This is a genomic window from Burkholderia sp. SRS-W-2-2016 (genome assembly GCF_001931485.1).
GTDB lineage: Bacteria > Pseudomonadota > Gammaproteobacteria > Burkholderiales > Burkholderiaceae > Paraburkholderia.
Genome location: NZ_MSDV01000012.1, coordinates 45,335 through 72,267, shown reverse-complemented (window position 1 = coordinate 72,267; position 26,933 = coordinate 45,335). Strand labels below are relative to the sequence as shown.

General features: G+C 66.2%; 22 protein-coding genes. 10 read left to right on the top strand and 12 right to left on the bottom strand.

Annotated features, from left to right (window positions below; all coding sequences use genetic code 11):
• Nucleotides 1-61 precede the first annotated feature (61 nt).
• Both BTH42_RS03285 and cysC read left to right on the top strand, forming a co-directional pair.
• Nucleotides 62-925 carry a hydroxymethylpyrimidine/phosphomethylpyrimidine kinase gene (locus BTH42_RS03285; protein ID WP_075295728.1) on the top strand — a complete coding sequence of 288 codons (864 nt, stop codon included), beginning with the start codon at nucleotides 62-64 and terminating at the stop codon, nucleotides 923-925.
• Between the two features lie 133 nt (nucleotides 926-1,058).
• Entirely contained in the window at nucleotides 1,059-1,697 is a 639-nt protein-coding gene (cysC, locus tag BTH42_RS03280; RefSeq protein WP_075295726.1) for an adenylyl-sulfate kinase, read from the top strand.
• Between the two features lie 160 nt (nucleotides 1,698-1,857).
• Here cysC and groL read toward each other — a convergent pair whose 3' ends face one another.
• The 3 genes from groL to BTH42_RS03265 all read right to left on the bottom strand — a co-directional run bounded on the left by groL (nucleotide 1,858) and on the right by BTH42_RS03265 (nucleotide 4,663).
• The gene (gene groL, locus BTH42_RS03275; RefSeq protein WP_075295724.1) at nucleotides 1,858-3,498 is read right to left on the bottom strand and encodes a chaperonin GroEL; all 1,641 of its coding nucleotides are present in this window, start codon (nucleotides 3,496-3,498) and stop codon (nucleotides 1,858-1,860) included.
• A 53-nt stretch (nucleotides 3,499-3,551) separates the two neighbouring features.
• Nucleotides 3,552-3,842 (bottom strand): co-chaperone GroES, encoded by a 291-nt coding sequence (groES, locus tag BTH42_RS03270; RefSeq protein ID WP_075295722.1) that lies wholly within the window; start codon nucleotides 3,840-3,842, stop codon nucleotides 3,552-3,554.
• A gap of 425 nt (nucleotides 3,843-4,267) precedes the next feature.
• Entirely contained in the window at nucleotides 4,268-4,663 is a 396-nt protein-coding gene (locus BTH42_RS03265) for a hypothetical protein (protein WP_075296100.1), read from the bottom strand.
• Between the two features lie 353 nt (nucleotides 4,664-5,016).
• Here BTH42_RS03265 and BTH42_RS03255 point away from each other — a divergent pair, with 353 nt between their 5' ends.
• Both BTH42_RS03255 and BTH42_RS34635 read left to right on the top strand, forming a co-directional pair.
• Nucleotides 5,017-5,631, top strand: coding sequence for a hypothetical protein (locus BTH42_RS03255; RefSeq protein WP_075295718.1), 615 nt, complete (start codon nucleotides 5,017-5,019; stop codon nucleotides 5,629-5,631).
• A gap of 83 nt (nucleotides 5,632-5,714) precedes the next feature.
• Nucleotides 5,715-7,952, top strand: coding sequence for a hypothetical protein (locus BTH42_RS34635; RefSeq protein ID WP_143751959.1), 2,238 nt, complete (start codon nucleotides 5,715-5,717; stop codon nucleotides 7,950-7,952).
• A 269-nt stretch (nucleotides 7,953-8,221) separates the two neighbouring features.
• On the opposite strand, the gene BTH42_RS03235 is transcribed toward BTH42_RS34635, so the two are convergent.
• Genes BTH42_RS03235 through BTH42_RS03215 form a run of 5 tightly spaced genes read right to left on the bottom strand, consistent with a single transcriptional unit; the run spans nucleotide 8,222 to nucleotide 15,890 of the window.
• Complete coding sequence (locus BTH42_RS03235; RefSeq protein ID WP_075295710.1) at nucleotides 8,222-10,480, bottom strand: polysaccharide biosynthesis tyrosine autokinase; 2,259 nt, start codon at nucleotides 10,478-10,480, stop codon at nucleotides 8,222-8,224.
• A gap of 49 nt (nucleotides 10,481-10,529) precedes the next feature.
• Entirely contained in the window at nucleotides 10,530-11,669 is a 1,140-nt protein-coding gene (locus BTH42_RS03230; protein ID WP_178392112.1) for a polysaccharide biosynthesis/export family protein, read from the bottom strand.
• 42 nt (nucleotides 11,670-11,711) lie between these two features.
• Entirely contained in the window at nucleotides 11,712-13,097 is a 1,386-nt protein-coding gene (locus BTH42_RS03225) for an undecaprenyl-phosphate glucose phosphotransferase (protein ID WP_075295706.1), read from the bottom strand.
• 52 nt (nucleotides 13,098-13,149) lie between these two features.
• On the bottom strand, nucleotides 13,150-14,760 hold the full coding sequence (locus BTH42_RS03220; protein ID WP_075295704.1) for a sugar phosphate nucleotidyltransferase: 1,611 nt from the start codon (nucleotides 14,758-14,760) through the stop codon (nucleotides 13,150-13,152).
• 53 nt (nucleotides 14,761-14,813) lie between these two features.
• A complete protein-coding gene (locus BTH42_RS03215; protein ID WP_178392111.1) occupies nucleotides 14,814-15,890 on the bottom strand; it encodes a helix-turn-helix domain-containing protein in 1,077 nt (358 codons plus the stop codon).
• Between the two features lie 908 nt (nucleotides 15,891-16,798).
• Between BTH42_RS03215 and BTH42_RS35335 the strand changes: the two genes are divergently transcribed.
• From BTH42_RS35335 to BTH42_RS03205, 3 genes are all read left to right on the top strand, one after another.
• The gene (locus BTH42_RS35335; protein WP_178392110.1) at nucleotides 16,799-16,948 is read left to right on the top strand and encodes a hypothetical protein; all 150 of its coding nucleotides are present in this window, start codon (nucleotides 16,799-16,801) and stop codon (nucleotides 16,946-16,948) included.
• A 291-nt stretch (nucleotides 16,949-17,239) separates the two neighbouring features.
• Nucleotides 17,240-17,890, top strand: coding sequence for a LysE family translocator (locus BTH42_RS03210; RefSeq protein ID WP_075295700.1), 651 nt, complete (start codon nucleotides 17,240-17,242; stop codon nucleotides 17,888-17,890).
• A gap of 316 nt (nucleotides 17,891-18,206) precedes the next feature.
• Entirely contained in the window at nucleotides 18,207-18,995 is a 789-nt protein-coding gene (locus BTH42_RS03205) for a sulfite exporter TauE/SafE family protein (protein WP_075295698.1), read from the top strand.
• Nucleotides 18,996-19,001: 6 nt separating this feature from the next.
• Here the strand turns inward: BTH42_RS03205 and BTH42_RS03200 are convergent, their stop codons facing one another.
• Both BTH42_RS03200 and BTH42_RS03195 read right to left on the bottom strand, forming a co-directional pair.
• Nucleotides 19,002-19,250 carry a hypothetical protein gene (locus BTH42_RS03200; RefSeq protein WP_075295696.1) on the bottom strand — a complete coding sequence of 83 codons (249 nt, stop codon included), beginning with the start codon at nucleotides 19,248-19,250 and terminating at the stop codon, nucleotides 19,002-19,004.
• Between the two features lie 233 nt (nucleotides 19,251-19,483).
• Nucleotides 19,484-19,831: a BON domain-containing protein gene (locus tag BTH42_RS03195; RefSeq protein ID WP_075295694.1), complete on the bottom strand. Its 348-nt coding sequence runs from the start codon at nucleotides 19,829-19,831 to the stop codon at nucleotides 19,484-19,486.
• 614 nt (nucleotides 19,832-20,445) lie between these two features.
• Here BTH42_RS03195 and BTH42_RS03190 point away from each other — a divergent pair.
• From BTH42_RS03190 to BTH42_RS03180, 3 genes are all read left to right on the top strand, one after another.
• A complete protein-coding gene (locus BTH42_RS03190) occupies nucleotides 20,446-21,930 on the top strand; it encodes a TAXI family TRAP transporter solute-binding subunit (protein WP_083654649.1) in 1,485 nt (494 codons plus the stop codon).
• Nucleotides 21,931-22,092: 162 nt separating this feature from the next.
• On the top strand, nucleotides 22,093-22,749 hold the full coding sequence (locus tag BTH42_RS03185; protein WP_075295692.1) for a 2-hydroxychromene-2-carboxylate isomerase: 657 nt from the start codon (nucleotides 22,093-22,095) through the stop codon (nucleotides 22,747-22,749).
• A gap of 181 nt (nucleotides 22,750-22,930) precedes the next feature.
• Entirely contained in the window at nucleotides 22,931-23,893 is a 963-nt protein-coding gene (locus tag BTH42_RS03180; protein WP_178392109.1) for a LysR family transcriptional regulator, read from the top strand.
• Here the strand turns inward: BTH42_RS03180 and xdhC are convergent.
• Together xdhC and xdhB are read right to left on the bottom strand one after the other, a co-directional pair.
• Complete coding sequence (gene xdhC / locus BTH42_RS03175) at nucleotides 23,890-24,498, bottom strand: xanthine dehydrogenase accessory protein XdhC (RefSeq protein WP_075295688.1); 609 nt, start codon at nucleotides 24,496-24,498, stop codon at nucleotides 23,890-23,892. The two genes, BTH42_RS03180 and xdhC, sit on opposite strands and share 4 nt — an antisense overlap.
• Before the next feature lie 30 nt (nucleotides 24,499-24,528).
• Entirely contained in the window at nucleotides 24,529-26,904 is a 2,376-nt protein-coding gene (gene xdhB, locus BTH42_RS03170; RefSeq protein ID WP_075295686.1) for a xanthine dehydrogenase molybdopterin binding subunit, read from the bottom strand.
• Nucleotides 26,905-26,933: the final 29 nt, after the last annotated feature.

The window sequence follows — 26,933 nt, the reverse complement described above, 5'->3', positions numbered from 1 at the left end:
AGGCCGCATAATTGAGCCAATTGCGCCTCGCGCGCCGAAAACCGCACCTTTTACTCAATTCATGCCCAGCGACACGCCTCCGATCGTCCTCACCTTCGGCCTCTCCGACCCCACCGGCGGGTCCGGCCTGCAAGCCGACCTGATGACTCTTGCCAGCATGGGCTGCCACGGCGTCTCCGTGCTCACGGGCTACACCGTGCGCGATTCGGCCAACTGCGACGAAGTCACCGGACTCGACCCGGACGTCGTCGCGACCCAGGCGCGCATGCTGCTCGAGGACATGCCGGTCGCCGCGTTCAAGGTCGGCGCGTGCACCCGCGCCGAAGTGGTCAGCGCGATCGCGGAAGTGGTCGCCGACTACGACAACATCCCGCTGATCCTCGCCCCCGACTTCACGCTCGACGACGAACACGTGCTCGCCGCCGACGAACTGCGCGAAGCGATCGCCGATCTGCTGGCGCCGCAAACCACGCTGCTGGTCGCCGATGCGACGGCGCTGCTCGCGCTCGCGCAGCCCGATGGCGACGCCGAAGCGCCGAGCCTCGACGCGGCAATCTCGCATCTGCTGGCGCAGGGCTGCGAGTACATTCTGTCGACGGAAACCGGCTCGCACCGGCTCGTCAACACGCTGTTCAGCGAAGACGGCCAGTTGCGCCAGGACACGTGGGACCGCGCGAGCCATCGGTTGACCGGCCTGACCGATACGCTCGGTTCGGCGATCGCGGCTTTGCTGGCCAACGGCCAGGAGCCCGCCGAGGCGGTACGCGAGAGCCAGGAGTATCTGTATCAGGCGGTGCGCAATGCATTCCGGCCGGGCATGGGCTCGTATATGCCGGACCGCTTCTTCTGGGCCCGCAGCAGCGACGACGACGAAACCCCGCCGGCGCCCGGCAAAGGCACAGCACCTGGCGAAGCGCGGCACTGATCGAGGTTCGGCGCTCAGCCGCAAGGTCCGCCCTGCGTTCGGCAAGCCGCTGTGAAAAACCCGCTCTCAGGCGGGTTTTTCATTTGATTGCGGAAAATGCGCGGGCAGCGAGGAAAGTGAGGAAAACCTACCGATGAAACAGCCGCCGAACCTCCTGCAACGCGTTCGCAGCACCGTGCCCGCTCGGGACCGCACCCGTCTGCTCGGCCAGCAGCCGGCGACGATCTGGCTGACCGGCCTGTCCGGCGCCGGCAAATCGACGCTCGCATTCGCGCTCGAACAGCAGTTGATCGCGCTCGGCCACGCGTGCTACGTGCTCGACGGCGACAACGTCCGTCACGGCCTCGCCAGCGATCTCGGCTTCGAACGCGAGGACCGCCGCGAAAACATCCGCCGCGTCGCGCACGTCGCGCAACTGATGAACGATGCCGGCCTGATCGTGATTACCGCGCTGATCTCGCCGATCCGCGCAGATCGCGAGATGGCGCGCGCGATCATCGGCGCGGACAAATTCATCGAGACCTATGTGTGCGCGTCGCTCGCCACCTGCGAGGGCCGCGACCCGAAGGGGCTGTACGCGAAAGCACGGGCTGGTGAGATCAACTCGTTTACCGGTGTGTCGGCACCCTATGAAGCACCGGCGACCCCGGATCTGCAGATCGACACCGGCGCTTTGAGCCCCGCTGAAAGCGTCGCGCGAATTTTCAGCTACCTGCGCGACAAAGGTCTCGTCGCGCCGGCGCAGCAAACCAATCGCGCAGCGGGAGCCTGAGTCCTAAAAGTTTTTTTGTCGGCCCCAAAAGCAAAAACCCGCATCTCTGCGGGTTTTTGCTTTTGGGAAGCACGCGTCGCCGCGCACTTCCCGGATGGACATCCGACCGGGTCCCGTATGCGATCCCACCGCGAGGCGGAACCGCGAGACCCGAGCCGAATTACATGTCCATGCCCATGCCGCCCATGCCGCCGGGCATGCCGCCAGGCATCGGTGCATCTTCCTTCGGCAGTTCGCAGACAGCTGCGTCGGTCGTCAGCAGCAGACCGGCAACCGAAGCTGCGTTCTGCAGCGCGGTGCGCGTGACCTTGGTCGGGTCCACGACACCGGCGTCGACCAGGTCGACGTACTCGCCGGTCGCTGCGTTGTAGCCGTAGTTGCCCTGGCCAGCAGCAACTGCCGCCACCACGACGCTGGCTTCTTCGCCGCCGTTCGTGACGATCTGGCGCAGCGGCTCTTCCATCGCGCGCAGCACGATCTTGATACCTGCGTCCTGATCGGCGTTAGCGCCCTTCAGACCGGCGATTGCCGTACGTGCGCGGATCAGCGCGACGCCGCCGCCAGCAACGATGCCTTCTTCCACAGCTGCGCGCGTTGCGTGCAGTGCGTCTTCGACACGTGCCTTCTTTTCCTTCATTTCGACTTCGGTCGCAGCACCGACCTTGATCACTGCAACGCCGCCTGCCAGCTTGGCAACGCGCTCTTGCAGCTTTTCACGGTCGTAGTCCGAGGTCGCTTCTTCGATCTGCTTGCGCACTTGCTTGACGCGAGCTTCGATGTTCGCTGCTTCGCCAGCGCCGTCGATGATCGTGGTGTTTTCCTTGCCCACTTCGATGCGCTTCGCCTGGCCCAGTTCAGCCAACGTTGCCTTCTCGAGCGTGAGGCCGGTTTCTTCAGCGACGACCTGACCGCCGGTCAGGATCGCGATGTCTTCCAGCATCGCCTTACGACGATCGCCGAAGCCCGGAGCCTTGACGGCGACGGTCTTCAGGATGCCGCGGATGTTGTTGACGACCAGCGTTGCCAGAGCTTCGCCTTCGACGTCTTCAGCGATGATCAGCAGCGGACGGCCAGCCTTTGCGACTTGCTCGAGCACCGGCAGCAGATCACGGATGTTCGACACCTTCTTGTCGTGCAGCAGCACGAACGGGTTGTCGAGCACGGCAACTTGCTTGTCCGGGTTGTTGATGAAGTACGGCGACAGGTAGCCGCGGTCGAATTGCATACCTTCGACGACGTCGAGCTCGTCCTGCAGCGACTTGCCGTCTTCGACGGTGATCACGCCTTCCTTGCCGACCTTGTCCATCGCTTCAGCGATACGATCGCCGATCGATGCGTCGCTGTTCGCCGAGATCGCGCCGACCTGTGCAATTTCCTTGTTCGTCGTGCACGGCTTGCTGATCTTGCGCAGTTCTTCGATCGCAGCTGCAACAGCCTTGTCGATACCGCGCTTCAGGTCCATCGGGTTCATGCCCGATGCGACGTACTTCATGCCTTCGCGAACGATCGATTGCGCGAGAACCGTAGCGGTCGTCGTGCCGTCGCCTGCGTTGTCGCTGGTCTTGGAAGCAACTTCCTTGACCATTTGCGCGCCCATGTTCTGGAGCTTGTCTTTCAGTTCGATCTCTTTAGCGACCGACACACCGTCCTTGGTGACCGTCGGGCCGCCGAAGCTGCGCTCGAGGACCACGTTGCGGCCCTTCGGACCCAGCGTGACCTTCACGGCGTTGGCGAGAATGTTCACGCCTTCGACCATCTTGGCACGGGCGGAATCACCGAATACGACGTCTTTAGCTGCCATCTTCTAACTCCTTGAATTCTTTAGATATAACCGGGGAAGTAGCGACGTTGCGCTTACTTCTGCACCACGGCCATGATGTCTTCTTCGCGCATCACCAGCAGTTCGTTGCCATCGACCTTGACGGTCTGGCCTGCGTACTTGCCGAACAGGACGCGGTCGCCGACCTTGACGTCGAGCGCGATCTGGGCGCCCTTGTCGTCACGCTTGCCCGGGCCGACTGCGAGGATTTCGCCCTGGTCCGGCTTTTCTGCGGCAGCTTCGGGGATCACGATGCCCGACGCGGTCCTGGTTTCCTGATCCAGACGCTTGACGATCACGCGATCATGCAAAGGACGAAGGTTCATACATACTCCTCTCTTGGATTGGGACTGAAGAACGCTGAGAAAGACCCGGCTGGCGGGGCCAACCGGCGATGTTGTTAGCACTCTCGTGCAGCGAGTGCTAATTATATGGACGGGTAGTGACAAATTCAAGAAGTGGGGGATAGCGGAATTTCGGCGGGGTCGCGGGCCACGATTCGACGGTCGGCGCGGTCGCCGGCGGAGCCCGCACAATGGCTTCCGGCACCGGCGAACCATCGAAAAAACAAGGACTTGCAGCGTTACCGCAGGCTAAACGAAGCACCCCGCCCGCGCGTCAATTCGGCCAAAGTTACCGGTCCCGCCGCGTCCGATTACAACCGTAAACCGCTTTCCAGGGAAAACCCCGGTCCGATTTCGCATGAGCCAGCACCGCATTTCCGACCAGGAAAAGACGGTGCCCCACCCCATCATTTGCGCGCCGGCGGCCGTAACGCATTCTGCGCCATCCACTTCAGCCGTTCGCAATTGACCTTGATACGCGACGCGAATTCCGCCGGGTCACGCTCGCGCAGCGCGCTCATCTGACTATTGGTGGTTTCCGCGCGGCGCCAGCCGGTATCCCAGTGCTGGTCGAAATGGGTCGCGTCGGTCAGGCGCGTCCGGAGCCGCTCCTTATAGGCGCCGATCCGCTCGGGCGGCACCTCGCAGAACGTCTGCGCGAAGCTCGCGCGCTCGCCCGCCGTCTCGACCCGCAGGTTCGCGTCCTCCTCGCCCGCGTGACCGGTGAGCGGCACGGCCAGCGACAGCATCGACAGCAATACCGCCGCGCACAGCGGTCGGCGGCAAGACGGCAGCTTTTTCATTTTCGACTCCTGACGATCCGGCATGGCGCCCGGGGGCTTGCCCCGAACCTTCGCGCCGCGTTGCACACGATGTCCTCAATGGACAGCACGATGGCGTTTTCGCCCGTGATCCGGCGCGATGCGTCGCCAGTTCACGGTGTTACGCTCGCAAAAGCAGCTTTCGATAGCCTGCCCGGCAGCGCGTTGCCGGACAGCGACGTGGAGCGCGGCGCACCTCGAAGCGTCCGTGCTCGACGACGGACCGGACACGAAGCTCGAATACGACGCGCGACATGTGGACAAGCAGACATACATCGAAAGCCCACAAGGACAACACTAACAAACGGCGAAACATCGCTGCGGGAGTGACTGCGATGGCATTCAAAACATATACCGTACTAACGCTCCTCGCGACGAGCAGTGCAGCGTTCGCGTGGCAGCCTCTCACCTATCCGATGCGCAGTCAAAGCCCGTATGAACGGGGCGTCGACAGCGCGCTGTGCTACGCGGAAGCGAGCCGCGTCAGCAAGGTCAATATCGTTCGCGAGCCGCAGATACCGGCGCGTCCGGCGCCGGCGGCGAAAGGCGCGTCGACCGGTGCGCCGGCCAAGCCGCCGCTGCCGCCCAGCACGTTCTCCGCTACGCCTTTGCCGTATGCCGCCAGCATGCCGGACGGCGCGAGCGCGCCGATGGCAGGCGCGCCTGATGGCGCATCGGCGGTGAAACCGGCGAACGAGGCCGTCGCTGGTGCTGGTGCTGGCGGCAAGAATAACGCGGCTATCGCGGCGGCGTCCGGTGCGTCAGGCGCTGCGCCCGCTACGACTGCGAGTGCCGCGCCCGGTGCATCCGGCGCAGCGGATACCTCGTTGCAGGCCAACGCGGGATCGGGCGTGAGCCTGCCGCCGCTGCCCGCGCCCGAACCGCCGATGACACGTTATTGGGCCGCCTACGGCGCATGCATGCAGGCACGCGGTTACGCCGTCCAGTAGTCCCAGTCGATGCCGTTTGACGGCGTCGTGACGATAATAATTTTTGATGGCGCCGGTCCCGGACGCCAGTGGGGGATCAGGCCATGCCGCGCGACACGAGCTCCGACGAGCCGTTCTTCCATCAATGCGCGTACTGCGGCGTGCCGCTGCCCGGGCGCTTTTCGCCATGCCCCGCATGCCACGAACTGCCGCTCGACAGCTTCGACAAACCCGGCCAGCACAGTCCCCGCGCGGCGCGCTCGATGGCGCTCGCCGCGCCGCGTCATTCACGCGATTCGCGCGATTCCCGTCAGTCGTGGCAAGCATCGTCGGCTGGGTCGGCGCGCCGGGCCGCGCGTACGCCGTCGACGACAAAACTGAGCCGATACGACTCGATCGATGAGGATACTTACGTGCCTCCGGGCTCCCGGCGGCTGCGGCGCTCGCTGGTGCTCACCACCGCGGTGCTCGCGGCGATCGGCGCGGTGTATGGTGGCCTCGCTTATCGGAGCGGCAACGACGCTAGCGGTAATACGCCGGTCGAAGTGGCCGGCGCGGTGAATGGGTCGCATGATGCGGCGGCGCTTACCGCGGCTGCGAAACCGACGCCTGAGAGAAACGATGTAGAGCGGCAAAGGCCGACGGCCGTCGTTGGTCAACAGCGGTCTCCGGTTGTCGCCAGCTCACCGCCGACGGCTGCCGTGGCCGCGCAACAAAAGCCCTCCGCTGTCGCCGGCCAACAGCCGACCGCTACCGTTGCCGTTGCCGTTCAACAGCCGGCTACCGCGGTCGAGCAACAGCGGCCCGCTGCGGTTGCCGCCCAACAATCGGCTCCTGCGGTGGCCCCCCAACAGCGGCATTCCGAGGCCGTTGCTCAGCAGTCGCCGACTGCAGCAGTCGCAGCACAGCAAACGGCTGCGGTTGCCGCGCCACAGCCGACGCCTGCCGTTACGGCGCAACAGCGAGTATCCGCGATCGGTGTCCAGCAAGCGCCAGCTCCGGCCGCCGCTCAACAAGCGCCGGCTACTGTTGTTGCTCAGCAGTCACCTACCGTTGCCGCGCAGCACCAGCCGCCTGCGGTCATCGCCCAACAGGCGGCTCCTGCCGTTGCCGTGCAACAGCATCCCTCCTCGGTCGGTGTCCGACAAACACCGGCGGCGGCCGTCGCTCAGCAGCAGCCTCCGACTACCGTCACTAAGCAATCGACGGCTACCGTTGTCGCTCAACAACCACCCGCCGCAGCCGCGCAGCACCAGCCGCCTGCGATCGTCGCTCAACAGGCAGCTCCTGCTGTTCCCGCGCAACAGCATCCCTCCACGGTCGGTGTCCAGCAAACACCACCCGCAGCCGTCGCTCAGCAGCGGCCTTCAACTGCCGTAACTCAGCAGTCGCCTACGACCGTTATCGCTCAACAACCGCCCATCGCAGCCCCGCAGCATCAGTCGCCTGCGATCGTCGCTCAACAGGCGATTCCTGCTGTTGCCGCTGAGCAGCGGCCTGCAGCTATCGTCACCCAGCCGTCGCCGACGACCGTTGTCGCTCAACAGCCACCTACCGCAGCCGCGCAGCATCAGCCGCCCGCGATCGTCGCCCAACAGACGCCTCCTGCCGTTGCCGCGCAGCAGCGACCCTCCGTGGTTGGCGTCCAGCAAACGCCGCCCGCGGTAGTTGCTCAACAACAGGCCCCCGCTGCCGTCGCCCAACAGCATCCGCCGGCCGTCGCGGCTCAACAACGGCCTGCGGCAATCACCGCTCAACAGCCATCGCCCACCGTCGTCGCGCAACACCCGGCCACCGCAGCAGCCACCCAACAACCATCGCCCGCGCGCTCGCTACCGGCGACGCCAACCCCACGCGTCGCCACCACGCCGCCGGTCGCATTGGCAACGGCAACGAGCGCAAGCGGCCCCTCACCTGCCGCCTCGCGCCGCACGACAACGGCAGCCACCGACACGAAGCGCGCATCGGTCTCGTCAAGCGACTCAGCTCGCGCCTCACTACGCAATCAGTCGAGCGACGCACAGCATGCCGCCCACCGCACCGACGCATCGCGGCATCGCGAGAGCCCGCTCGTCGCGCAAAACAATCCGCCGACGACCCAGGCACACCTCACCACGACAACCTCCGCGCCACCGGACAGCCTCGAAGCGCGGCGTCATCGTGAGGAAATCGCTACGACCGAATCACAGCGCGAAGCATCGCCGGCCGATGCGCACGGCAGGAACATGCAGCACATCTCAACGCTTGCCGCACACGAGCCGGAGCGGCATGCCTCGCAACCGGCCTTCGAAGTCGCGGACAGCCTAACCAGCAGAATCCGCGAGCTGTTCCAACATCACTAACGATTAATCACCAAGGATGCCGATTCAAATCGGCACCCGACTCCGGCATCCGACTCCAGCTTCCGAACCCGACATACGAATCGGCCAAACGGATCCAACAACCCAACCCCGCAAAAGCAACGGCCCGATCAGCGCAAGCCGATCGGGCCGTTCAACATTTAGTTGATCTGACCACCTAATCTGATCACCTCATAAGAGGCCGTGACTAAAAAAGCCCCCTACCGTCTCCACCAAAACCACGAGCCACACCACCGCGCAGCCCGCACTCCTCACCCAGCAATACTGTCGTACCCGTAATACCCGCCCTGATACCCCGAGCCAAGAAACGCCCCTTCCTGCGGCACATCGGTCATCAGCACGCCGCGCAATCCAACCCCGCCATTGCGCAGCCGTTTAGCGGTTTCGATAATCTCGTTCAGCGGCTGCCGCCCATGCCGCACCACCAGCAGCGTGGTCCCCGCGTACCTGCCGACCAGCGTCGGATCGGTGACCGCGAGCACCGGCGGGGTATCGATGATCACGAGGTCGTAGCGCGGCTTCAGCTCGTCGAGCATCGACTGGAAACGCGGGCTCATCAGCAGCTCGGCCGGATGCGTCGGCAGCGTGCCTTTCGGGATCACGTCCAGACCGGGCAGCACGTCATGGCGAATCGCCGTTTCGAGATCGGCACCGCGCAATACGTCGGACAGTCCCGGCTGATGCGGAATGCCGAAATGCGAATGAACGTCGCCGCGCCGCATGTCGCCGTCGATGATCAGCGTGCGCTTATGCGCGGACGCAACCAGCGCCGACAGATTCACCGACAGAAACGACTTGCCCGCATCGGGCCGCGAGCCGGTGATCATCACGACGTTATTGGACGCATGAGCGAGCGACAGCTGCAACGAGGTGCGCAAATTACGCACGCCTTCCACCGCGAGATCGGCGGGCGCCTGCTGCGCGAGCACGTGCTGCCCGCGACGCCGCTGCGCGACGCTGTGCTGCAAGCGCAACTGGGTCTCGCTGCGCGGCACCGCCGCGAACACCGGCACGCCGAGCATCACTTCGAGCTCGTCGGGCCGCTCCACGCCGCCGCGTACCGCGCGCCTGAAGAATGTCAGCAGGATGCCGAGCACGAGCCCGCCGCCGAGCGCGCCCAGCATCACCACGAGGCGCTTCGGCCGCACCGGGTCGTCCGGTGTTTCGGCAAGGTCGACGAGCCGCACGCCGCCCACCTGCCCCGCCTGGGTCACGCGCAGTTGCTGCACGCTCGCGAGCAGCGTGTTGTACTGCTCGGTTTTCATCTGCACGTCGCGCCGCAGGCGCTGCGCGGTCTGCTCGGTGTCGGGCGCCGCGGTGACATTGCGGTTGATGTTGGTCTGCGCGCCCTGCAACGCGGCGATCTGCGCATCGAGCGCGGCGACCGCCGGATGGCTCGGCGTGAAGCGCTGCAGCATCTGCACGCGTTGCTGTTGCAGATCGAGCAGACGGTTCTTGTTGTCCGCGACCTGTTGCAGCAGCAGACGGTTTTCCTCGCCGAGGTCGACCGTGCCGTGCGCGTTGCGGAATTTGTCGTAGTGCTGCTGCGCGTCGTCGAGTTCTTTGCGCAGACCGGGCAGTTGCTGTTCGAGGAACGCCAGCGTGTGCTGGGTTTCGCTCGAACGGTTCGCCAGGTCCTGCCGCACGAACTGCTGCGCCATGTTGTTGACGACCGCGGCGGTCAACGCCGCGTCGCCGCCTTCCAGACTCACGCGAATCACGCCCGATTGCGGCGCGGTTTCCTCGACGAGAACCGTCTTCTGCAGACGGTCCACCGTGCCGAGCGTCGACGCGCGCGCGAGCCTGAAGCGCGTGCCCGGCGCGCCGGTCAGCCGATCGACGTGCAGCGTAATGGGACCGTCGGCGGTATCGGTCTGCACCGTTTCGCCGACGTGGCCTGACAGGATCGCGTTGCCGCCCGGATCGCGCAGCAGAAAGCTGTTGCCGGCGCCCGCGACCAGCGTGAAGTTCGCGTCGTACATCTGCTTCGTGGTATCGAAGCGCGACACCGCGATGCTTTCGTTGCCCCACGCGAAGCCCGACAGATCGATGAACGACGGCAGCCTGACGCCCCAATGACCGTTCACCAGACCGGCGAGCATCCCGCCGACCACCGGCAAACGACGCGGCGTCGCCGTGATGTCGAGGTGCAACGTGCGCACCGCTTCCTCGACGACGAGCCGCGACTTCAGCAACTCGATCTGCGCGGCCGTCGACGATTTCGCCTCGGCGCCGCCGCCCAGCGACGGCAGCGCACCGCTAGCCGCCCCGTTCGCATTGGCCGCCCGGTCCTCGACGTGAAACAGCACATCCGCGCGATAAGTCGGCGGCGCGAGAAACGCATACGCGCCGCCAAGCGCGAGTGCCAGCAGGGTCACCGTGACGACCGTGCGCCGGCCGCGCACGATCGTCCTCAGGTAGTCCGACAGCTGCAACCTGCCCGGCCCGGCCGCGTCGGTGAAACGGGTTTCATAGCGGCCGTCGTAACGGTCGTCATAGTTGATTGCCATGTTGTTCCCCGACAAGGCCCGGCAGTTCAGGTTACCCGTGACGCTTGCGTCACTTCGCGACAACCACCCCCGTGACAGCCGCGTTGATCGCCGGCAACAGCAGGTTCAGCACGCGGTTGAAGCGGACCAGACCGCCCTGGCCGACATACACGATGTCCTTCGGCTGCAGTTCGAACTGGTTGGCGAGCAGCATCGCGACCGGCGAGCTCGCGTCGAGGTGATAGATCTGCGGCGAGTCGCTGGTCGAATTGCGGATCACGAACAGCTGCTGCGCGGCGGCCGTGTTCGAATCGAAGCTGCCGCCGTCGGAAATCGCCTGCGACAGCGTCAGCGAACCGTTGCGCAGCGGCAGCACCGTGGCCGGCTTGTTGACCTCGCCCATCACGTAGACGCCGCTGTCCTCGCGCGCATTGATCCGCAGCAGATCGCCGGCCCGCAGATAGATATCCGACGGGTTGCGGCCGTGCTTGATCATGTCGTCGAGGTTCAGCTGATAGGTCTTGCCGTCGCGGATCAGGTCGAGCCGGCTGCGGTCGGCGGTCGTCGTGAAGCCGCCGCTCAGGCCGATCGCATTGGTCAGCGACATCGGCACGTCGGTGACCGACTGGCTGCCCGGCGTGCGCACTTCGCCGTCCACCATCACCTGCGCGTTACGGAACGAGGCGACCCGCACCGTCACTTCCGGCTTCTGGTAGACCTTGCTCAGACGCTGATGCAACTCGCGCTGGATCGTCGAAACGTCCTTGCCCGCGACGTGCAGATTGCCCGCATACGGAAACTGCACGTCGCCGTTTTCGTCGATCAGGAAGCCCGGCATCGCGTCGCCGGTACGCGAGCTGGTGGTCGGCTGGCCGAGCGCGGCCGCGAGTTCCGGGTGATCCCAGACCACGATCTGCAGCACGTCGCCGGGACCGACCTTGTAGACGGCCGGCTTGCCGAACAGCGACGCGACATCCGGCGACACCGTCATCGCCTGCTGGTCGGCGCGCATCTGCTTGAGCAGCGTCAGGTTGATATCGGTAATCGGAATCTGCTTCTGCTGCGCAGCTTCAGTACTGAATTCGCCGCCGGTGTCCTGAACCGACGCAGGCGTAATCATCCGTTGTCCCGGTACGACCCCACACCCCGAGAGCAGCGCTGCACTAGCGAAAACCGCAAAACCTACCGTGCGAAAACCGAGCGAGCTCATAATATTTCCTCCTAGCGCCCCGAGGCGTTTGTTATCCACGTCTTAGTAAGCGTTTCGATGCACCAGTCCGGCGACAATCGTCGCGCCGATAATCCGCATATCGAGAGCGAACGACCAGTGACCCAGGTAGTACAGGTCATGCTCCACGCGGCGTTCCATCTTCTCGATGCGGTCGGTTTCACCCCGGAAGCCGTTGATCTGGGCCCAGCCCGTGATCCCCGGCTTGATCCGGTAGCGATTGATATAGCCCGCGACCACTTTCTGATAGAGGTCGTCGTGCTCGAGCGCATGGGGACGCGGTCCGACCACCGACATATCCCCACGCAACACGTTGAAAAACTGCGGCAGCTCGTCGAGGCTCGTGCGGCGCAAAAACGCGCCCACTCGCGTGACCCGTTTGTCGTTGCGGGTCGCCTGACTCAACGTGCCCTTCGCTTCGGTATGCAGCCGCATCGAGCGAAACTTGTAGATCGTGAACACGCGCCCGTCCGCGCCCTTGCGCTTCTGTTTGAACAGCACCGGTCCGCGCGAGGACAGCTTCACCGCGAGTGCGATGCCGAGCAGCAGCGGCGCCAAAGCGACGAGTGCGGTGGCCGCGAACAGGCGGTCGAAAATTTCCTTCTTCAGCATCGCGTTGGCCGACAGCGGCGACGCGACCAGGTTGATCGCCGGCACGCCGAGCAGATCGACGACGCCGCTGCCCTCGAACAACGCATGACTGCGCACGTCCGGCATGAAGCGGATATTCACCAGGTCGTCGCGGAATTCGCCGATCAGCTCGCAAATCAGCGGTTCTTCCGAGAGCGACAACATCAGCCATAACTCGTGTACGTCGTTGGTGCGGATGTAATCGGCCAGCGCATCGACGCTGTCGAACACCGGCACGCGCGAACTCGTCACCGCGGAATCGTCCGGCCGCGTATTGAACACGGCGGTCGCGCGAAAGCCCGCGGTCGGCGCCGACTCGATCCTGCGCAAAATCACATCGCACTGCGAACCGCTGCCGACGATCGCGACCTGATGCAGATTCATCCCGGCGCCGCGCGCACGCGCCAGCACCGCATGGGTGATCAGCCGGTACGCGATCAGCAGACCGCCGGTGGTCGCGGTCCAGTACGAGAACCACAGCCGCGACACGATATCGATCCGGTGCAGCGAGTACATCAGCACCAGCGCGCAGGCCTGCACGATCAGCCACGCGAGCGACACCTGGCCGGCCAGCCCGAGCTTGGAGCGGCCGCGCCACGATTCGTAGACGCCAAAGGCCGGAAAGATCGCCAGCGCGAAGGCGGCCGAAAACATCACCAGCGCCCAGTAGAAGCCCGACTGGCCGAGGTAGTCGAAGCGGATCTGCGACGCCACGGTCGCTCCCGCCAATACCAACGCGACATCGAAAATTCGCGCGAGCAGATCCTGAAACTTGCGCATGTTGCTTTCCTCGGTTGCCTGTTCTGTGCGCCACTGGGCGCGCGCATGCTGCTTACGGGCAGCGGCCGTAGTTGTCGTTGAACCTCACGATGTCGTCTTCGCCGAGATAGGCGCCGGACTGGATTTCGATGATTTCGAGCGGCACCTTGCCCGGGTTTTCGAGCCGGTGACGGGTGCCGAGCGGGATATACGTCGATTCGTTTTCGCTGAGCAGGAACTGCTCGTCGCCGCGCGTGACGAGCGCGGTGCCGCGCACCACGACCCAGTGTTCCGCACGGTGATGATGCAGTTGCAGCGACAGCTGCGCGCCGGGCGTGACGACAATCCGCTTGACCTGAAAGCGCTCGCCGCGATCGATCGAATCGTAGAAGCCCCACGGGCGCCGCACCTTGCGATGCGCGTCGGCCTCGGGCGCGTTCTGCGCCTTGATGCGCGACACCAGCCCCTTGACGTCCTGCACGTGCGAGCGGTCGACTACCAGCACCGCGTCGGCGGTTTCGACCACCACCACGTTGGCGGTGCCGACACACGCAACGAGCCGCCCTTCCGAATGCGCGTAGCACGACACCGCGCCTTCGAACGCGACCCGGCCGCGCCCGGCATTGCCGTTCGGGTCTTTTTCCATCGCGTCCCACACCGCGTCCCACGAGCCGAGATCGGACCACCCGGCTTCGAGCGGGATCACGACGCCGGCGGGCATCGCGGGGTTGGCGCTCGCGTGGTTGCTTGCATTAGCGTCCGCATTGGCGTTACCGGCCTCGTTCGCGCTGCCGCTGCTTTGCGCTGCGCCCTCCGCCGGCTCCGTCAAACGCTCCATCACCGCGTAGTCGATCGAATCGGCCGGCACGTCGAGGAACGCGTCGTGCGCGGGGCGAAACACCGCGCCGTCCTGGCGGCCGTTTGCGAACGCGCTCGCGCACGGCGCATGCATGTCGGGCCGCAGCCGCGCGAGCGCATCGAGCCACACGCTCGCCCGCACGATGAAGATGCCGCTGTTCCACCAGTACGTTCCCGCCGCCAGATACTGCGCGGCGATTTCCTCGGCCGGCTTCTCGACGAAACCGTCGATCGCATGACCGCCCGCGGCCAGCGCCGCGCCGATGCGGATATAGCCGAAGCCGGTGTCGGGCCGCGTCGGCGGCACCCCGAGCGTGGCGATCGCGCCGGCCGCCGCGTGGCGCGCCGCGCAATCGAGCGCGCGCTGCAATGCGGGCACGTCGGCGATCGCGTGATCGGCCGGCATCACGATCAGGATCGAGTCGGGATCGGCCGCGCTCGCGAGCGCGGCGGCCAGCGTCAGCGCGGGCGCCGTGTCGCGGCGCGCGGGCTCGACGATCAGCCGCGCGTCGATGCCGTTATCGTGCAGCTGCTCGGCGATCACGAAGCGGTGCTCCTCGCCGCACACGACGATCGGCGACGCGTCGATGCTCCAGCCCGCCGGAAAACCGTCGAGACGTCGCGCGGTCGCCTGCAACAGCGAGTCCGAACCGACCACGTCGATCAGCTGCTTCGGAAAATTTTCGCGCGACACCGGCCACAACCGCGTGCCCGAGCCGCCCGCCAGAATCACCGGAACGATATGCGCGCAGCGCGCGCCGGCCGCGCCGGCGCTGGTGCCGTTCGGCTCGACAGATCTGGCGCTGGCGATGCTCTGCGTCAACATATTCGGATTCCTCATGGTGCTGCAACGTACGGGGAACGACGATCCCGGCTCTGTTACTCGCCGCCCATCCGGCGGCTTTGAATCCTGAACTCGGTCGGCGAAATCCTCATCCGCTTGCGGAACACTTTCGCGAGCCGGTCGCCGTTGCCCATGCCGGTGCGGCGCGCAATCTTGTCGACCGGCAATTCGGATTCGGTCAACAGGCTGCAGGTGACCGCGAGGCGTTCGTGCAGCAGAAAACTCGACGGCGTAATGCCCATTTCCATCTTGAAGCGGCGCAGGAAGTTGCGCTCGCTCATCGCCGCGAACTGCGCGGCGTCGGCAATCGAAATCGACTGCTGGCAGTTTTCCTGCAGCCAGCGCGCGGCCGCGCGCACCTTGTCTCCGGGACTCATCGCGCCGTCCTCGCCGAGCAGCGGCGCGAGGTTCGTGCACGAGTCCGCCAGCAGCCGCTCGGCCGCCATTCGCGCGGTCGCGTTGCCGAGATCGCGCTTGATCATCGCGAGCGCGCTGCGCATCGATTCGAGACGGTCGCCGAGTTCCGTGAAGCCGTGCTCGGGAGCGCGCGCGCCGTTTGCTACACCGCTTGTTACACCGTTGCCTGCGTGATTCGCTGCGTGATTCGCTGCATGAGTCACTGCATGATTCGCCGCGCTCGCGCCGTGCGCAGGTTGCTCCAGTTCCGCGTCATCCCTGCCGTCGGACAGGTAAGCCGCGTCGAGCACCGTGCGTCCTTCGGCGATCGGCCGGATCATCGCGGTATTGCGGCGAACCCGCCGCAGCCAGCCGATCAGCCGCTCGTCGCGCGCCGCCAGCGCCGCGCCCTTGCCGCCGGCGACATACAACGCGTCGAAGCCGCCGTAATGACGCGCGTCGAGCCCATCGGTCCACACCCGCAAACCGGACGACGAACCGACCATGCCGCCATCGACCGACAGAAACGACACGTCGTAAAGCCACGCGCCCGAGCCCGAGGTGGCGAGTTCGTTCGCGGCCTGAAACACTTCGGCGATCACGCCCGCGCTCTGCAGCGAGCAGTCGTTGAACAGCACAATTGCAATGCGGCGCACGCCTTTGTTCGGCGCATGCACCCAGCGCAGCATTGCGGACTCGAGACTCGCGCAGGTCATAGCCATCCTCTCAACGGAACACGATCGACTTCATCTTCTCCGGCCTCAGGGCGTACCGACTCGGTGCACTGGATCATAGCGACGGCTTCCAGCATTTAGCCGCCATGTCCGAAAGTGCGGACATGTTGACGCTTTATTGGGTGGCCGTTCAGTGCAATTCCGCACCTTGGCGAAGCGATCGCCATATCAATGAATTAATGCGAAATTCCGCATATGACTGAATATGCATTCGCGAATGTTAAGGCAATTTAAAAATTGATTGCGTACGCCAGCGCACACTGCGCACCGACTCGAAAAGTGCGCAGCGTAATTCGATCGAACCTTGAATAGGCCTATTTTAAGTGAATCCTTTCCGACGTGAGCGCATCACGAGAGATAGTCTCTCTGGCCGGCTTTTCGCTCGGCGTCCGGTCGCGGCCCGTGCGGTTCTCCTGACGATACCGGCACGGCCCACGGATCAGGGCAATTCCTCATCCAATATAAACACATTGGCAGGTGAATAGATTATTTAATTAGCCGCTATTGAAAACCGCGCAAAATAAAAACGACGATTAATGTTTCAGAGTTGAAACATCGGGGATCAAGCGGTTTTGCTTATCCACCGGCGACGGACCAATGGCGGAATGTGTGGGTAAGAACCAGGTTCGATTCCGCCACCGCGCTGCTGAAATCGACTAGCCGCAAGCGCCGCCTCGCGGCGCACATCGAGGCGCCATGCGATGCTTCGGAATCCAGAACCTCGCGAGCCGCGTCGATAACACGGGCACACGGTTCAATGCTTCGTGCCACCCGCTGGCACGATGTGACGATAGTTCGGCGTGCGCCGACAGCTTTCCGGCGTGCAAGCGCACATAAACTTCAGGCCAGTACGGGTTACGATGCCGCACAAACGCGCTGGAGCCAAACAGATGAACGGGGTTGCTTGGATCATGCTGATACTGGCTGCGTTGATTGGCGCGTTCCTGTTCGCGACGATCAGCGCGGTCCTGCTTACGTTGCTGCTCGCAAACGTATCGGAGCGGCTCGAGCGCACCGACGAAGCGCGGCGCGAACCGTAGCGAACCGTAGCGCCCCGTAGCGACCCGCCGCTCTTCATGGCGGCTCGCCGAAGCGCCGCGCGCCCTTGCCGGCGAATTTCGGCGTGGCTATGCTGGCGTCTCGCGCGAGCACGGGCGCTCCCGCGGCCGATCGATCCTTCGATCCGGCCACGGCCACCCGACCACCCCGCTCACGCGCCGCGCGATCGGCGGGATACCAGCACGTTGCTCCCCGCCGTCGCGCGAGCCGCCGAGGCCGCCGCATCCCGCAGGCCATCGCTTCTAACCAGAACAAGCACCGAGACCCTGCTCATGTCGACCACCAGTCTGTTTTTCACCGCCGCCGGCGTCGGCCTCGCGATCGCCGCGCCGATCGGCCCGATGGGCATGTTGTGCATTCGCCGCACGCTGACCGGCGGCCCCGCCGCCGGGCTCGCGATCGGCTTCGGCATCGCCAGCGGCGACGCCGCCTACGGGCTGATCGCGGCGCTCGGCCTCGTCGGCATTTCGCAGTTCATGCTCGCGTACGACCGGCCGCTGCATCTGCTCGCGGGTCTGTTCCTGCTCTACCTCGGCGTGCGCACGCTGCTGCAGAAGCCGGCCGCCGAACCCGCCGACGGCGCGAACGGCAACGGCGACGGCAAGCTCGCGCGGATCGGCCGCGCCGGCGCGCTGCGCGCGTATGCGAGCGCATTGCTGCTGACGCTGACCAACCCGCAGACCGTGATCATGTTCGCCGCGCTGTTTACGACGCTCGCGCCGCGCGGCGCGTTCTCGCCGGCGATCGCGCTGACCACCGTCGGCGGCGTGTTCGCCGGCTCGATCGCGTGGTGGTGCGTGCTGGTGACCGTGGTGTCGCTCGCGCGCCATGCGATCGGCAGCAAACTGCGCGTCGCGATCGACCGGGTGGTCGGCCTCACGCTTGCCGCGTTCGGCGCCGTCGAGATCCGCCGCGCGCTTTGAAGCGTGCTTTGAAACGTGCTCTGAAGCGCGCGTTGCAGCGCGCGCCAAAGTCCTCCTCAGCCCCGCTCTCGCGGCCTCGCCAGGGCCGCGCTGAACGCCGCGCACACGCTGCGGCGGCAGTTTTGCGACAATAGCGCCTTTCGCCGCGCGGGCGGCGGCCGGATCGGCGTACGGTTGGCGGCGGCGGCAATGCCCGGGGCGGCCGCGCGAGCGCCGTCCCGTCTACGCCGCGGCCCGCCCCGGCGCCCTCGCGCCGGCTTTGCCGGCGTCACCGCGGCCCACCACTTTCACCTGCGCTCCGTCAGCTGTCCGCTCAATGGCACTTCCCCATATCGATCTGCTGTACTCCGTCTCCGGCCTGTTCGTCGGCTTTCTGGTCGGGCTGACGGGCGTCGGCGGCGGCTCGCTGATGACGCCGATCCTCGTCCTGCTGTTCAACGTGCACCCGGCCACCGCGGTCGGCACCGACCTGCTGTACGCGGCCGCCACCAAGGCGACCGGCACGCTGGTACATGGACTGAAGGGCTCGGTCGACTGGCAGATCACGCTGCGCCTGGCAGCCGGCAGCGTGCCGGCCGCGACCGTCACGCTGATCCTGCTGCACCGCTACGGGATGGATACGCCGGGCGCGAGCCGGCTGATTCAGGTCGTGCTCGGCGTCGCGCTGCTGATTACCGCGATCGCGCTGATCTTCCGGCCGCAGCTCACGGCGTTCGCCGCCCGCAAGCAACGCGCGCCGCGCCAGGGGCGCACGCTCGCGCTGACGATGCTGACCGGCGCGATCCTCGGCGTGCTGGTATCGCTGACCTCGGTGGGCGCGGGCGCGATCGGCGTGACGGTGTTGCTGCTGTTGTATCCGCTGCTGCCGACCACCCGCATCGTCGGTTCCGACATCGCGCACGCGGTGCCGCTGACGCTGCTCGCGGGCGCCGGGCACTGGCTGCTGGGTTCGGTCGACTGGTCGTTGCTGGCGTCGCTGCTGGTGGGCTCGCTGCCGGGCATCGCGATCGGCAGCTATCTGTCGACGCGCGCGCCCGATGCGCTGCTGCGCAACCTGCTCGCCGCCACGCTGACGCTGGTGGGCATCAAGCTGGTGATGTCGTAACGCGCGTTATTTGAAGAACCGGCAGGTCAGATCGGCCTCGAACTGACGGATCCACTGCCCGCGGCCGTCCTGATACGACTGGGTCCAGCCGCCGCGCCGCACCGTGACGACGCGTTCATGCTCGGGCTCGCCGGCCGGCGCGCTCGCGCTGATGTCGAAATGCACCGGCGCGAAGCCGTGGCGCGCGCAGACCAGCTCGAAGGCCGCGCGATCGCCGATCGGCAGATCGATATAGCGAAACTGCGTAATTCCCATGATGTAGGCTCCAGATCCTTGTCATCACGGTACGCCTCGCCCCGCGCCGGCTCTGTGCCGCAACGCACAAACGCACGGCGACGCCCGCCGGCGGCCGCCACCACTGCATGCCGACCGCAGCACGCCGCCGATTCGCGGCGAAAAAAAAGCCCCGGCGCAATGCCGGAGCTTCGGGTGATGCGGCTCGGTAGCGCGACGACACCGGCCAGCCGGCGCCGCGCGCGACGCGATGCTTACTGCTGCACGACCGTCAGTTTGTTCGACACCGACGACACGCCGGCGACGCCCTTCGCGGCTTCGCCAGCCGCGTCGACCTGACCCTGGCTCGGCACCGAACCGGTCAGCGTCACCGCGCCGCCGCGTGCGCGCACCGCGATGTTCGACACGTCCAGACCCTGGGTCTTGGTGAGCGCGGCGCGGACCTTGCGGCCGAGTTCGTGATTCGCGCGCTTGCCGGCCTTGACGTTGGCGGCAGTCGACGGCGCGGCGGTCGCCGCATCGCTTGCCTGCGCGTACACGTTGCACGCCGCCACCATCGCCACCACCACGCCCAGCGCTTTCAGATAACCGACCGTCTTCATAGCTCTCTTCTCCTTGGTTTCACATTGGACCGCACATTCAGGCGGTTTCGTTACGACTACGGGCGGCCATTGCATCGCGGGCGCGAACGCGCGCGGCTGCAACGGCCGGCTACGGCTGTGACACGCTGTGCAAGAAGCTGGAGAGGCTGACTGCCGGAGCTCCCGTCGGGGTAGCGTCGCAACGACGCCACGCCGGGCGGCTCGGCCGGCACACCGCGAAGTCGGTCGACGCCCCCCGGTCTTGTCCACCCTGCCGGGGTCGCGCCGCGCAAACGTTGGATCGCGGTAGCGATGCACAATTTAATCTAGCGCGCGCAGAATCGCAAAGGGTTTAGCGCAACGCGTGGCGCGCCGACAGCGTTCACTGGCGGCGCTCACCCGGGCATTCACCCGCGGCGCTGACTTAGGTGCTCACCCAGGTGCTCACCCAGACGCTCACGATTTGTTACGGGTTTGTCGACGCAGCGCCCGGCCGCGCGGTTCGCCGTCACGCGAATCTCGGTTACCATCGGGCGCGGCGCGTACCGCCGCGCGGCCGCCGCCCGCCGCGCCCGCGCGCTTCCCGCGCTTTCGCTCACCCTTTGCCCGCCCGACCGTCCCCGTCAGTCAATCCGATGAAGCCAGCCACCGGCCGCCGCCGCACTCCTCACCTCGTCGCCCGTTTCGTCGCGATCTCGTGGCGCGACCTCGCGGTCTCGTTCGGCCCGCTCGTGCTGCTGTGCATCGTCGCGATCTGGGCCGCGGTGCGGCTGATCCAGCCGGCGCCGCCGAGCACACTGACGATCAGCGCCGGCCCGGTCGGCAGCACGTTCTGGAACGCCGCGCAGAAGTACAAGACGATCCTCGCGCGCAACCGCATCACGCTGAACGTGCTGAGCTCGCAGGGTTCGCAGGAGAACCTCAAACGCCTGACCGACCGCCAGACCGATGTCGACGTCGGCTTCGTGCAAAGCGGGATCGCGCCGAACGCGGCCGATAAGGACAAGGGCTTGATGTCGCTCGGCAGCGTCGCGTACGTGCCGCTCGCGGTCTTCTATCACGGCGCGCCGGTCCAGTGGCTGTCGGAATTCAAGGGTCAGCGCCTCGCGATCGGCGCCGAAGGCAGCGGCACCCGCGAACTCGCGCTCTCGCTCTTGAAGTCGAACGGCATCGTGCCGGGCGGGCCGACCAAACTGCTGCCGCTGTCGGGCGACGAAGCCGCCGACGCGCTGATCGACGGCCGCATCGACGCGGCCTTCCTCGCCGGCGATTCGGCCCAGCCGGCGGTGATGGGCAAGCTGTATCGCACGCAGAACATCCGCTTTTACGACTTCACCCAGGCCGAAGCGTACACGCGGCGCTTTCCGTATCTGACCAGGCTGACGATCCCGATGGGCTCGCTCGACCTCGGCAAGAATCTGCCGGCAACGTCGGTGAGCATCGTCGCGCCGACCGCCGAACTGGTCGCGCGCGACTCGCTGCATCCGGCGCTGTCGGACCTGTTGATCGAAGCGGCGCGCGAGGTGCACGGCGGCGCGACGGTGATGCAGCGGGCCGGCGAATTCCCGGCGCCGACCGCGCACGACTTCCCGTTGAGCGACGACGCCGCGCGCTACTACAAGTCGGGCAAGAGCTTCCTGTACCGGATCCTGCCGTTCTGGGTCGCGAGTCTCGCCGACCGGCTGCTGGTGATCGTGGTGCCGCTGATCGTGCTGCTGGTGCCGGCGCTGCGGATCGTGCCGGGGCTCTACGCGTGGCGGGTCAAGTCGCGGATCTATCGCTGGTACGGCTCGCTGATCGCGATCGAGCGCAGCGCGCTCGGCGAGCATTCGGCGGCCGAACGGGCATCGCTGATCGAGCGGCTCGACGCGATCGAGGACTCGGTCAATGGGCTGAAAATGCCGCTCGCATATGCGGACCAGTTTTATGTGCTGCGCGAACACATCGGCTTCGTGCGGCGACGGCTCACCGAAGACCGCGAGCTGCAGGAGCGCGATGAGGCGGACGAGCCGGCGCGCGAGCCCGCCGATGCCGGTGCCGGTGCCGGTGCCGGTGCCGGTGCCGATGCCGATGCCGGTGCCGATGCCGACACGGGCGCGGGCGCCGCCGCCAAACCCTGACGCGCCGGCCCGCGCGGGCGCCCTAAAACCCGCGCCCGCCGCACCGCCACCAGGGGATTCCGACCGGTGCAAGCAGGAGCCGCACCGCGTAAGATCATGACAATTTTGATGGGATCGCGGACGCACCGTCCGCGCTCCGCAACGGGTACTCGGGAGACATTCATGACCGTTGGCATCGACGCCAAACAGCCGCTGTGGTTTTACGACTTCGTCTCGCCGTTCACCTATCTGTTGCTCGAGCAACACGACAAATGGCCCGGCTTCGATTTCGCGTTCACGCCGGTCGTGCTGAGCGAGCTGTATCGCTACTGGGGCCAGCGCTCCGCGTACAGCGTGCCGTCCAAGCGCGCGTTCATGTACCGGCACGCGCTGTTTCGCGCGGAACAACTCGGCATTCCGTACAAGATGCCGCCCGCGCATCCGTTCGACTCGACCAAGCCGCTGCTGCTCGCGACCGCCGCGAACGGCGACGTGCAGTTCGTGCGCGAGATTTTCCGCTTCATCTGGCGCGAGGGGCGCGACCCGTCGAGCGATGAAGCGTTCGCCGAGCTGTGCGAACGGGTCGGCAAACCGGACGGGCCGGAGCTGATCGAGCGCCCGGAAGTGAAGGCGCAACTGCAGCGCAATACCGAAGACGCGGCCGACCTCGGCGTGTACGGGGTGCCGACGTTCCGTCTGAACGACCAGCTGTTCTGGGGCGAGGACGCACTGCCGATGGTGCTGTACTGCGCGCGCACGCCGAACTGGCTGGAGTCGCGCGAAGTGAAGCGGATCAGCTCGCTGCCGTGGGGTCTGGACAAGCCCGCTGAAAAGCCCTGAAGCGCGGCAACGCGCGGCGCGTCGACGCACGCCGCGCGCCGCTCGCGCTGGCGCTGATCCCCGCCATACCGCCCACGCTATGCCGCTCGCCGGCAAACCGGCCTAAGGTTATAACTTCGCATCCCCGCGCGCGGACCCCGCGCCGGACGGCCATTGCCGTTCGCGCCGCCGCGCTTCGATCATGGACGACACCGCCGCCTCCCTCGATATCTGGCTCGTGCGCGTGCTGCGCACGCTGCTGGTCGAGCGCAGCGTCACGCAGACCGCATTGCGGCTGAACCAGACCCAGCCGGCAATCAGCACCGCGCTGCGCAAGCTGCGCGAAACGCTCGGCGATCCGATCCTCGTGCGCGGCAAAGCGGGCATGGTGCCGACCGAATACGGCGAGTCGCTGCTGGCGGCTGCGCAACGGGTGCTGCGCGACGTCGATTTCGTCGCGACGCCGCACGGCGATTTCGATCCGGGCCGCTCGCGCCGCACCTTCCGGGTCGCCGCGCCCGATTATCTGAACGACTTCTTCATGCCGACCGTGATCGCGCGCTTTCGCGAGGCGGCGCCGCATGCGCGGCTCGAAATCGAATCGCTCGGGCCATTGCTCGATCATTCGGCCGCGCTGGAAGCGGGCGAACTCGACCTCGTGATCGGCAACTGGCCGAAGCCCGATCCGCGTTTCGAGCGCAGCGATCTGTTCGCCGATACCGTCGTGTGCATGATGCGCGCCGATCATCCGCTCGCGCAGGCGCCGCTGACCCGCGACGCGTATCTGGCCGCGCCGCATCTGGCGCCGGCTCACTACAGCGGTGCGCGCGGCGGTGCGATCGATACCGGTTTCGCGCGCGCGCACGCGGCCCGGCGGATCGTCGCGACGCTGCCGTATTTCGGGCTGGTCGCGCAGACGCTGCTGCAAACCGACCTGATCTTCACGACCACGCGCCGCTTCGCGCTGCACTACGCGAGCATGCTGCCGCTCGCGGTGGTCGAGGCGCCGATCGCGTTTCCGCGTATCAAGTGCTATCAGATGTGGCATCCGCAGCCGGACCGGCCGAGCGATATCGGCTGGCTGCGCGCGTTGATGGCGGGTGTGTCGGGGGAATTGGTGGCGCGCAAGGCGCCGCGGGGGAAGGCGCGCCGACCTGGACGCTAGACGGTCACCTGCTCGATCACGCGTGGCGCCCCCGCCTGCCGCGCGGACCGCAGCCGCAACAACTGCGCGCACACCGCAATCGCAATCGCCGCGGGCGCCTTATCGACGATCCCTTCGACGCCGATCGGACACGTCATCTCCGCGAGCCGCTCCGGCGCCACCCCGCGATCGACCAGGCGCCGCTCGAACTTCACCCGCTTGGTCTTCGAGCCGATCATCCCGAAGTAGCTGAAATCGCGCCGCCGCATGATGCGCGCGGCCAGCGAAAAATCGAGCGCGTGGTTGTGCGTCATCACCAGAAACCATGCGCCGGGCGGCGCCGCGTCGACGATCGCGTCGGGCGTGTCGGTCGCTTCGACCTGCACGTTCGGCGGGGTTTCGTCGGGGAACAGCTCGTCGCGCTCGTCGACCCACTGGACCACGCACGGCAGGCTGCCGAGCAGTTGCACCAGCGCATGGCCGACGTGACCCGCGCCGAACAGCACGATATGCATCGGCGCCGCGCGCGGCGGCTCGACCGCGCTGCGCCGGCCGATCCGCACCGGTAAGCCGTGGTCGTCGAGGCGGCCGGTGCCGCCGGAACAATCATTCACGCGTGCCTGCATGCTTCACCCCTGTCCGTTCGGCGCGTGCCGTCAAACCCGCGCCGCGGCCACAGCCGCGCTCGCGGAGCGCACCGCGCCGACCGCCTTGAGAATTTCCTCGCTGGTCGCCGGCGCATTGAGCGGCGGATTGAGCTTGTGCCCGCCGACCGCCGACACCGCGTCGCGCACCGCGAAAAACACCGAGAACGGCAGCAACAGCGGCGGCTCGCCGGTCGCCTTCGAGCGATGGATGCTGTCCTCGACGTTGCGGTTCTTGAACAGCTTCACGTTGAAGACCGGCGGCACGTCGTTGACGGTCGGAATCTTGTAGGTGGACGGCGCGTGCGTCATCAGCTTGCCGCCCGCGTTCCACCACAGCTCCTCGGTGGTCAGCCAGCCCATTCCCTGGATGAACGCGCCCTCGACCTGGCCGACATCGAGCGCGGGATTGAGCGACGCGCCGACGTCGTGCAGCGCATCGGCGCGCAGCACGCGCATTTCGCCGGTCAGCGTATCGATCACGACTTCCGACACCGCCGCCCCATACGAGTAGTAATAGAACGGCCGCCCTTGCAGCTTCGACTGATCCCAGTACAGCTTCGGCGTCGCGTAGAAGCCGTCGGACCACAGCTGCACCCGCGCGAGATACGCCTTCGCGATCACTTCGCCGAACGGCACGACCGCCTCGCCGACGATCACCCGGTCATGCGCGAAACGCACGTCGCGCGCATTCACGCGGCCGTCGCCGAACTTCTCGGCGGCGAACGCGGCGAGCCGTTCGCGCAACTGCCGCGCGGCATCCTGCGCGGCCTTGCCGTTCAGATCGGAACCGGTCGACGCCGCGGTCGCCGACGTATTGGCGACCTTGCTGGTATCGGTCGCGGTCACGCGGATGCGGTTAAAGCCGACGCCCAGCTCATGCGCGACGACCTGCGCGACCTTGGTGTTCAGCCCCTGGCCCATTTCGGTGCCGCCGTGATTCACCAGCACCGAGCCGTCGGTGTAGATATGCACGAGCGCGCCGGCCTGGTTGAAGTGCGTGACGTTGAACGCGATGCCGAACTTCACCGGCGTCAGCGCGAGCCCCTTCTTCAGGACCTCGTTGTTCGCGTTGAATTCGTCGATTTCCTTGCGGCGCGCGCGGTAGTCGCTGGTCGCTTCGAGCTCGTCGATCAGTTCGTGAATCACGTTGTCCTCGACCACCTGACCATACGGCGTCTGGTTGCGCTCGGTCTTGCCGTACAGATTGCGACGGCGCACGTCGAGCGAATCCATCCCGACCGAACGCGCGACGTTGTCGATGATGTATTCCATCGCGAACGCGCCCTGCGGGCCGCCGAAGCCGCGAAACGCGGTGTTCGACTGCGTGTTGGTCTTGCCGCAGAAACCGTCGATCGATACGTCGGAGAGCCAGTACGCGTTGTCGAAGTGGCACAGCGCGCGGGTCATCACCGGGCCCGACAGGTCGGCGGAAAAACCGCAGCGCGAGGTCATGTCGACCGCGACGCCTTCGATCGTGCCGGCGTCGTCGTAGCCGACTTCGTACGTGTAGTGAAAATCGTGGCGCTTGCCGGTGACCATCATGTCGTCGTCGCGGTCCGGGCGCAGCTTGACCGGGCACAGCAGCTTCCACGCGGCGAGCGCCGCGCAGCACGCGAACAGCGCCGACTGCGATTCCTTGCCGCCGAAGCCGCCGCCCATCCGCCGGCATTCGATCAATACGTTATGCGAAGCGACGCCGAGCGTGTGCGCAACGAGGTGCTGCATTTCGGTCGGATGCTGGGTCGAGCAGTACACGTGCATGCCGTCGTCGTCCTTCGGCACCGCGTACGAGATCTGCCCTTCCAGATAGAACTGTTCCTGGCCGCCGAGCAGCATTTCGCCGGCCTCGCGATGCACCGCGCGCGCGATCTTCGTGCCGGCGTCGCCGCGCGCGAGCTTCATCGGCGGCAGCACGTACTGGTTCGCGGCGCGCGCCTGCTGCGCGGTCAGCACCGCCGGCAGTTCCTCGTAGACCACCTCGCCGCGCCGCGCGCCGAGCCGCGCCGCCTCGTGCGAGCTGGCGACCACGATGAAGATCGGCTGGCCGACGTACTGGACCACGCCGTCGGCAAGAATCGGATCGTCGCCGTGGACGATCGGGCCGACGTCGTTCGCGCCCGGGATGTCGTCGGCGGTGAATACCGCGACCACGCCCGGCGTCGCGCGCACCTTGTCGAGCGAGATCGACACGAGCTTCGCGTGCGCCTTCGCCGACAGCCCGAGCGCCGCGTGCAGCGTGCCGGCCACTTCGGGGATGTCGTCGGTGTAAGTGGCGCGGCCGCTCACGTGCAGATGCGCGGACTCGTGCGGACGCGACACGTGCACCTGGGTGAAAACATCGAGGTCCTGAACTTCTTTCAGGAACGGTTCGGCTTGCTGGTTCATCGTTCGGTTCTCCGTATCCTCGTTGGCCC

What these genes read in the sequence shown, in the direction of transcription:
- BTH42_RS03285 (WP_075295728.1), top strand. Translation starts at nt 62, where the DNA reads ATGCCCAGCGACACGCCTCCGATCGTCCTCACCTTCGGCCTCTCCGAC.
- cysC (WP_075295726.1), top strand. Translation starts at nt 1,059, where the DNA reads ATGAAACAGCCGCCGAACCTCCTGCAACGCGTTCGCAGCACCGTGCCC.
- groL (WP_075295724.1), bottom strand. Translation starts at nt 3,498, where the DNA reads ATGGCAGCTAAAGACGTCGTATTCGGTGATTCCGCCCGTGCCAAGATG.
- groES (WP_075295722.1), bottom strand. Translation starts at nt 3,842, where the DNA reads ATGAACCTTCGTCCTTTGCATGATCGCGTGATCGTCAAGCGTCTGGAT.
- BTH42_RS03265 (WP_075296100.1), bottom strand. Translation starts at nt 4,663, where the DNA reads ATGAAAAAGCTGCCGTCTTGCCGCCGACCGCTGTGCGCGGCGGTATTG.
- BTH42_RS03255 (WP_075295718.1), top strand. Translation starts at nt 5,017, where the DNA reads ATGGCATTCAAAACATATACCGTACTAACGCTCCTCGCGACGAGCAGT.
- BTH42_RS34635 (WP_143751959.1), top strand. Translation starts at nt 5,715, where the DNA reads ATGCCGCGCGACACGAGCTCCGACGAGCCGTTCTTCCATCAATGCGCG.
- BTH42_RS03235 (WP_075295710.1), bottom strand. Translation starts at nt 10,480, where the DNA reads ATGGCAATCAACTATGACGACCGTTACGACGGCCGCTATGAAACCCGT.
- BTH42_RS03230 (WP_178392112.1), bottom strand. Translation starts at nt 11,669, where the DNA reads ATGAGCTCGCTCGGTTTTCGCACGGTAGGTTTTGCGGTTTTCGCTAGT.
- BTH42_RS03225 (WP_075295706.1), bottom strand. Translation starts at nt 13,097, where the DNA reads ATGCGCAAGTTTCAGGATCTGCTCGCGCGAATTTTCGATGTCGCGTTG.
- BTH42_RS03220 (WP_075295704.1), bottom strand. Translation starts at nt 14,760, where the DNA reads ATGTTGACGCAGAGCATCGCCAGCGCCAGATCTGTCGAGCCGAACGGC.
- BTH42_RS03215 (WP_178392111.1), bottom strand. Translation starts at nt 15,890, where the DNA reads ATGACCTGCGCGAGTCTCGAGTCCGCAATGCTGCGCTGGGTGCATGCG.
- BTH42_RS35335 (WP_178392110.1), top strand. Translation starts at nt 16,799, where the DNA reads ATGAACGGGGTTGCTTGGATCATGCTGATACTGGCTGCGTTGATTGGC.
- BTH42_RS03210 (WP_075295700.1), top strand. Translation starts at nt 17,240, where the DNA reads ATGTCGACCACCAGTCTGTTTTTCACCGCCGCCGGCGTCGGCCTCGCG.
- BTH42_RS03205 (WP_075295698.1), top strand. Translation starts at nt 18,207, where the DNA reads ATGGCACTTCCCCATATCGATCTGCTGTACTCCGTCTCCGGCCTGTTC.
- BTH42_RS03200 (WP_075295696.1), bottom strand. Translation starts at nt 19,250, where the DNA reads ATGGGAATTACGCAGTTTCGCTATATCGATCTGCCGATCGGCGATCGC.
- BTH42_RS03195 (WP_075295694.1), bottom strand. Translation starts at nt 19,831, where the DNA reads ATGAAGACGGTCGGTTATCTGAAAGCGCTGGGCGTGGTGGTGGCGATG.
- BTH42_RS03190 (WP_083654649.1), top strand. Translation starts at nt 20,446, where the DNA reads ATGAAGCCAGCCACCGGCCGCCGCCGCACTCCTCACCTCGTCGCCCGT.
- BTH42_RS03185 (WP_075295692.1), top strand. Translation starts at nt 22,093, where the DNA reads ATGACCGTTGGCATCGACGCCAAACAGCCGCTGTGGTTTTACGACTTC.
- BTH42_RS03180 (WP_178392109.1), top strand. Translation starts at nt 22,931, where the DNA reads ATGGACGACACCGCCGCCTCCCTCGATATCTGGCTCGTGCGCGTGCTG.
- xdhC (WP_075295688.1), bottom strand. Translation starts at nt 24,498, where the DNA reads ATGCAGGCACGCGTGAATGATTGTTCCGGCGGCACCGGCCGCCTCGAC.
- xdhB (WP_075295686.1), bottom strand. Translation starts at nt 26,904, where the DNA reads ATGAACCAGCAAGCCGAACCGTTCCTGAAAGAAGTTCAGGACCTCGAT.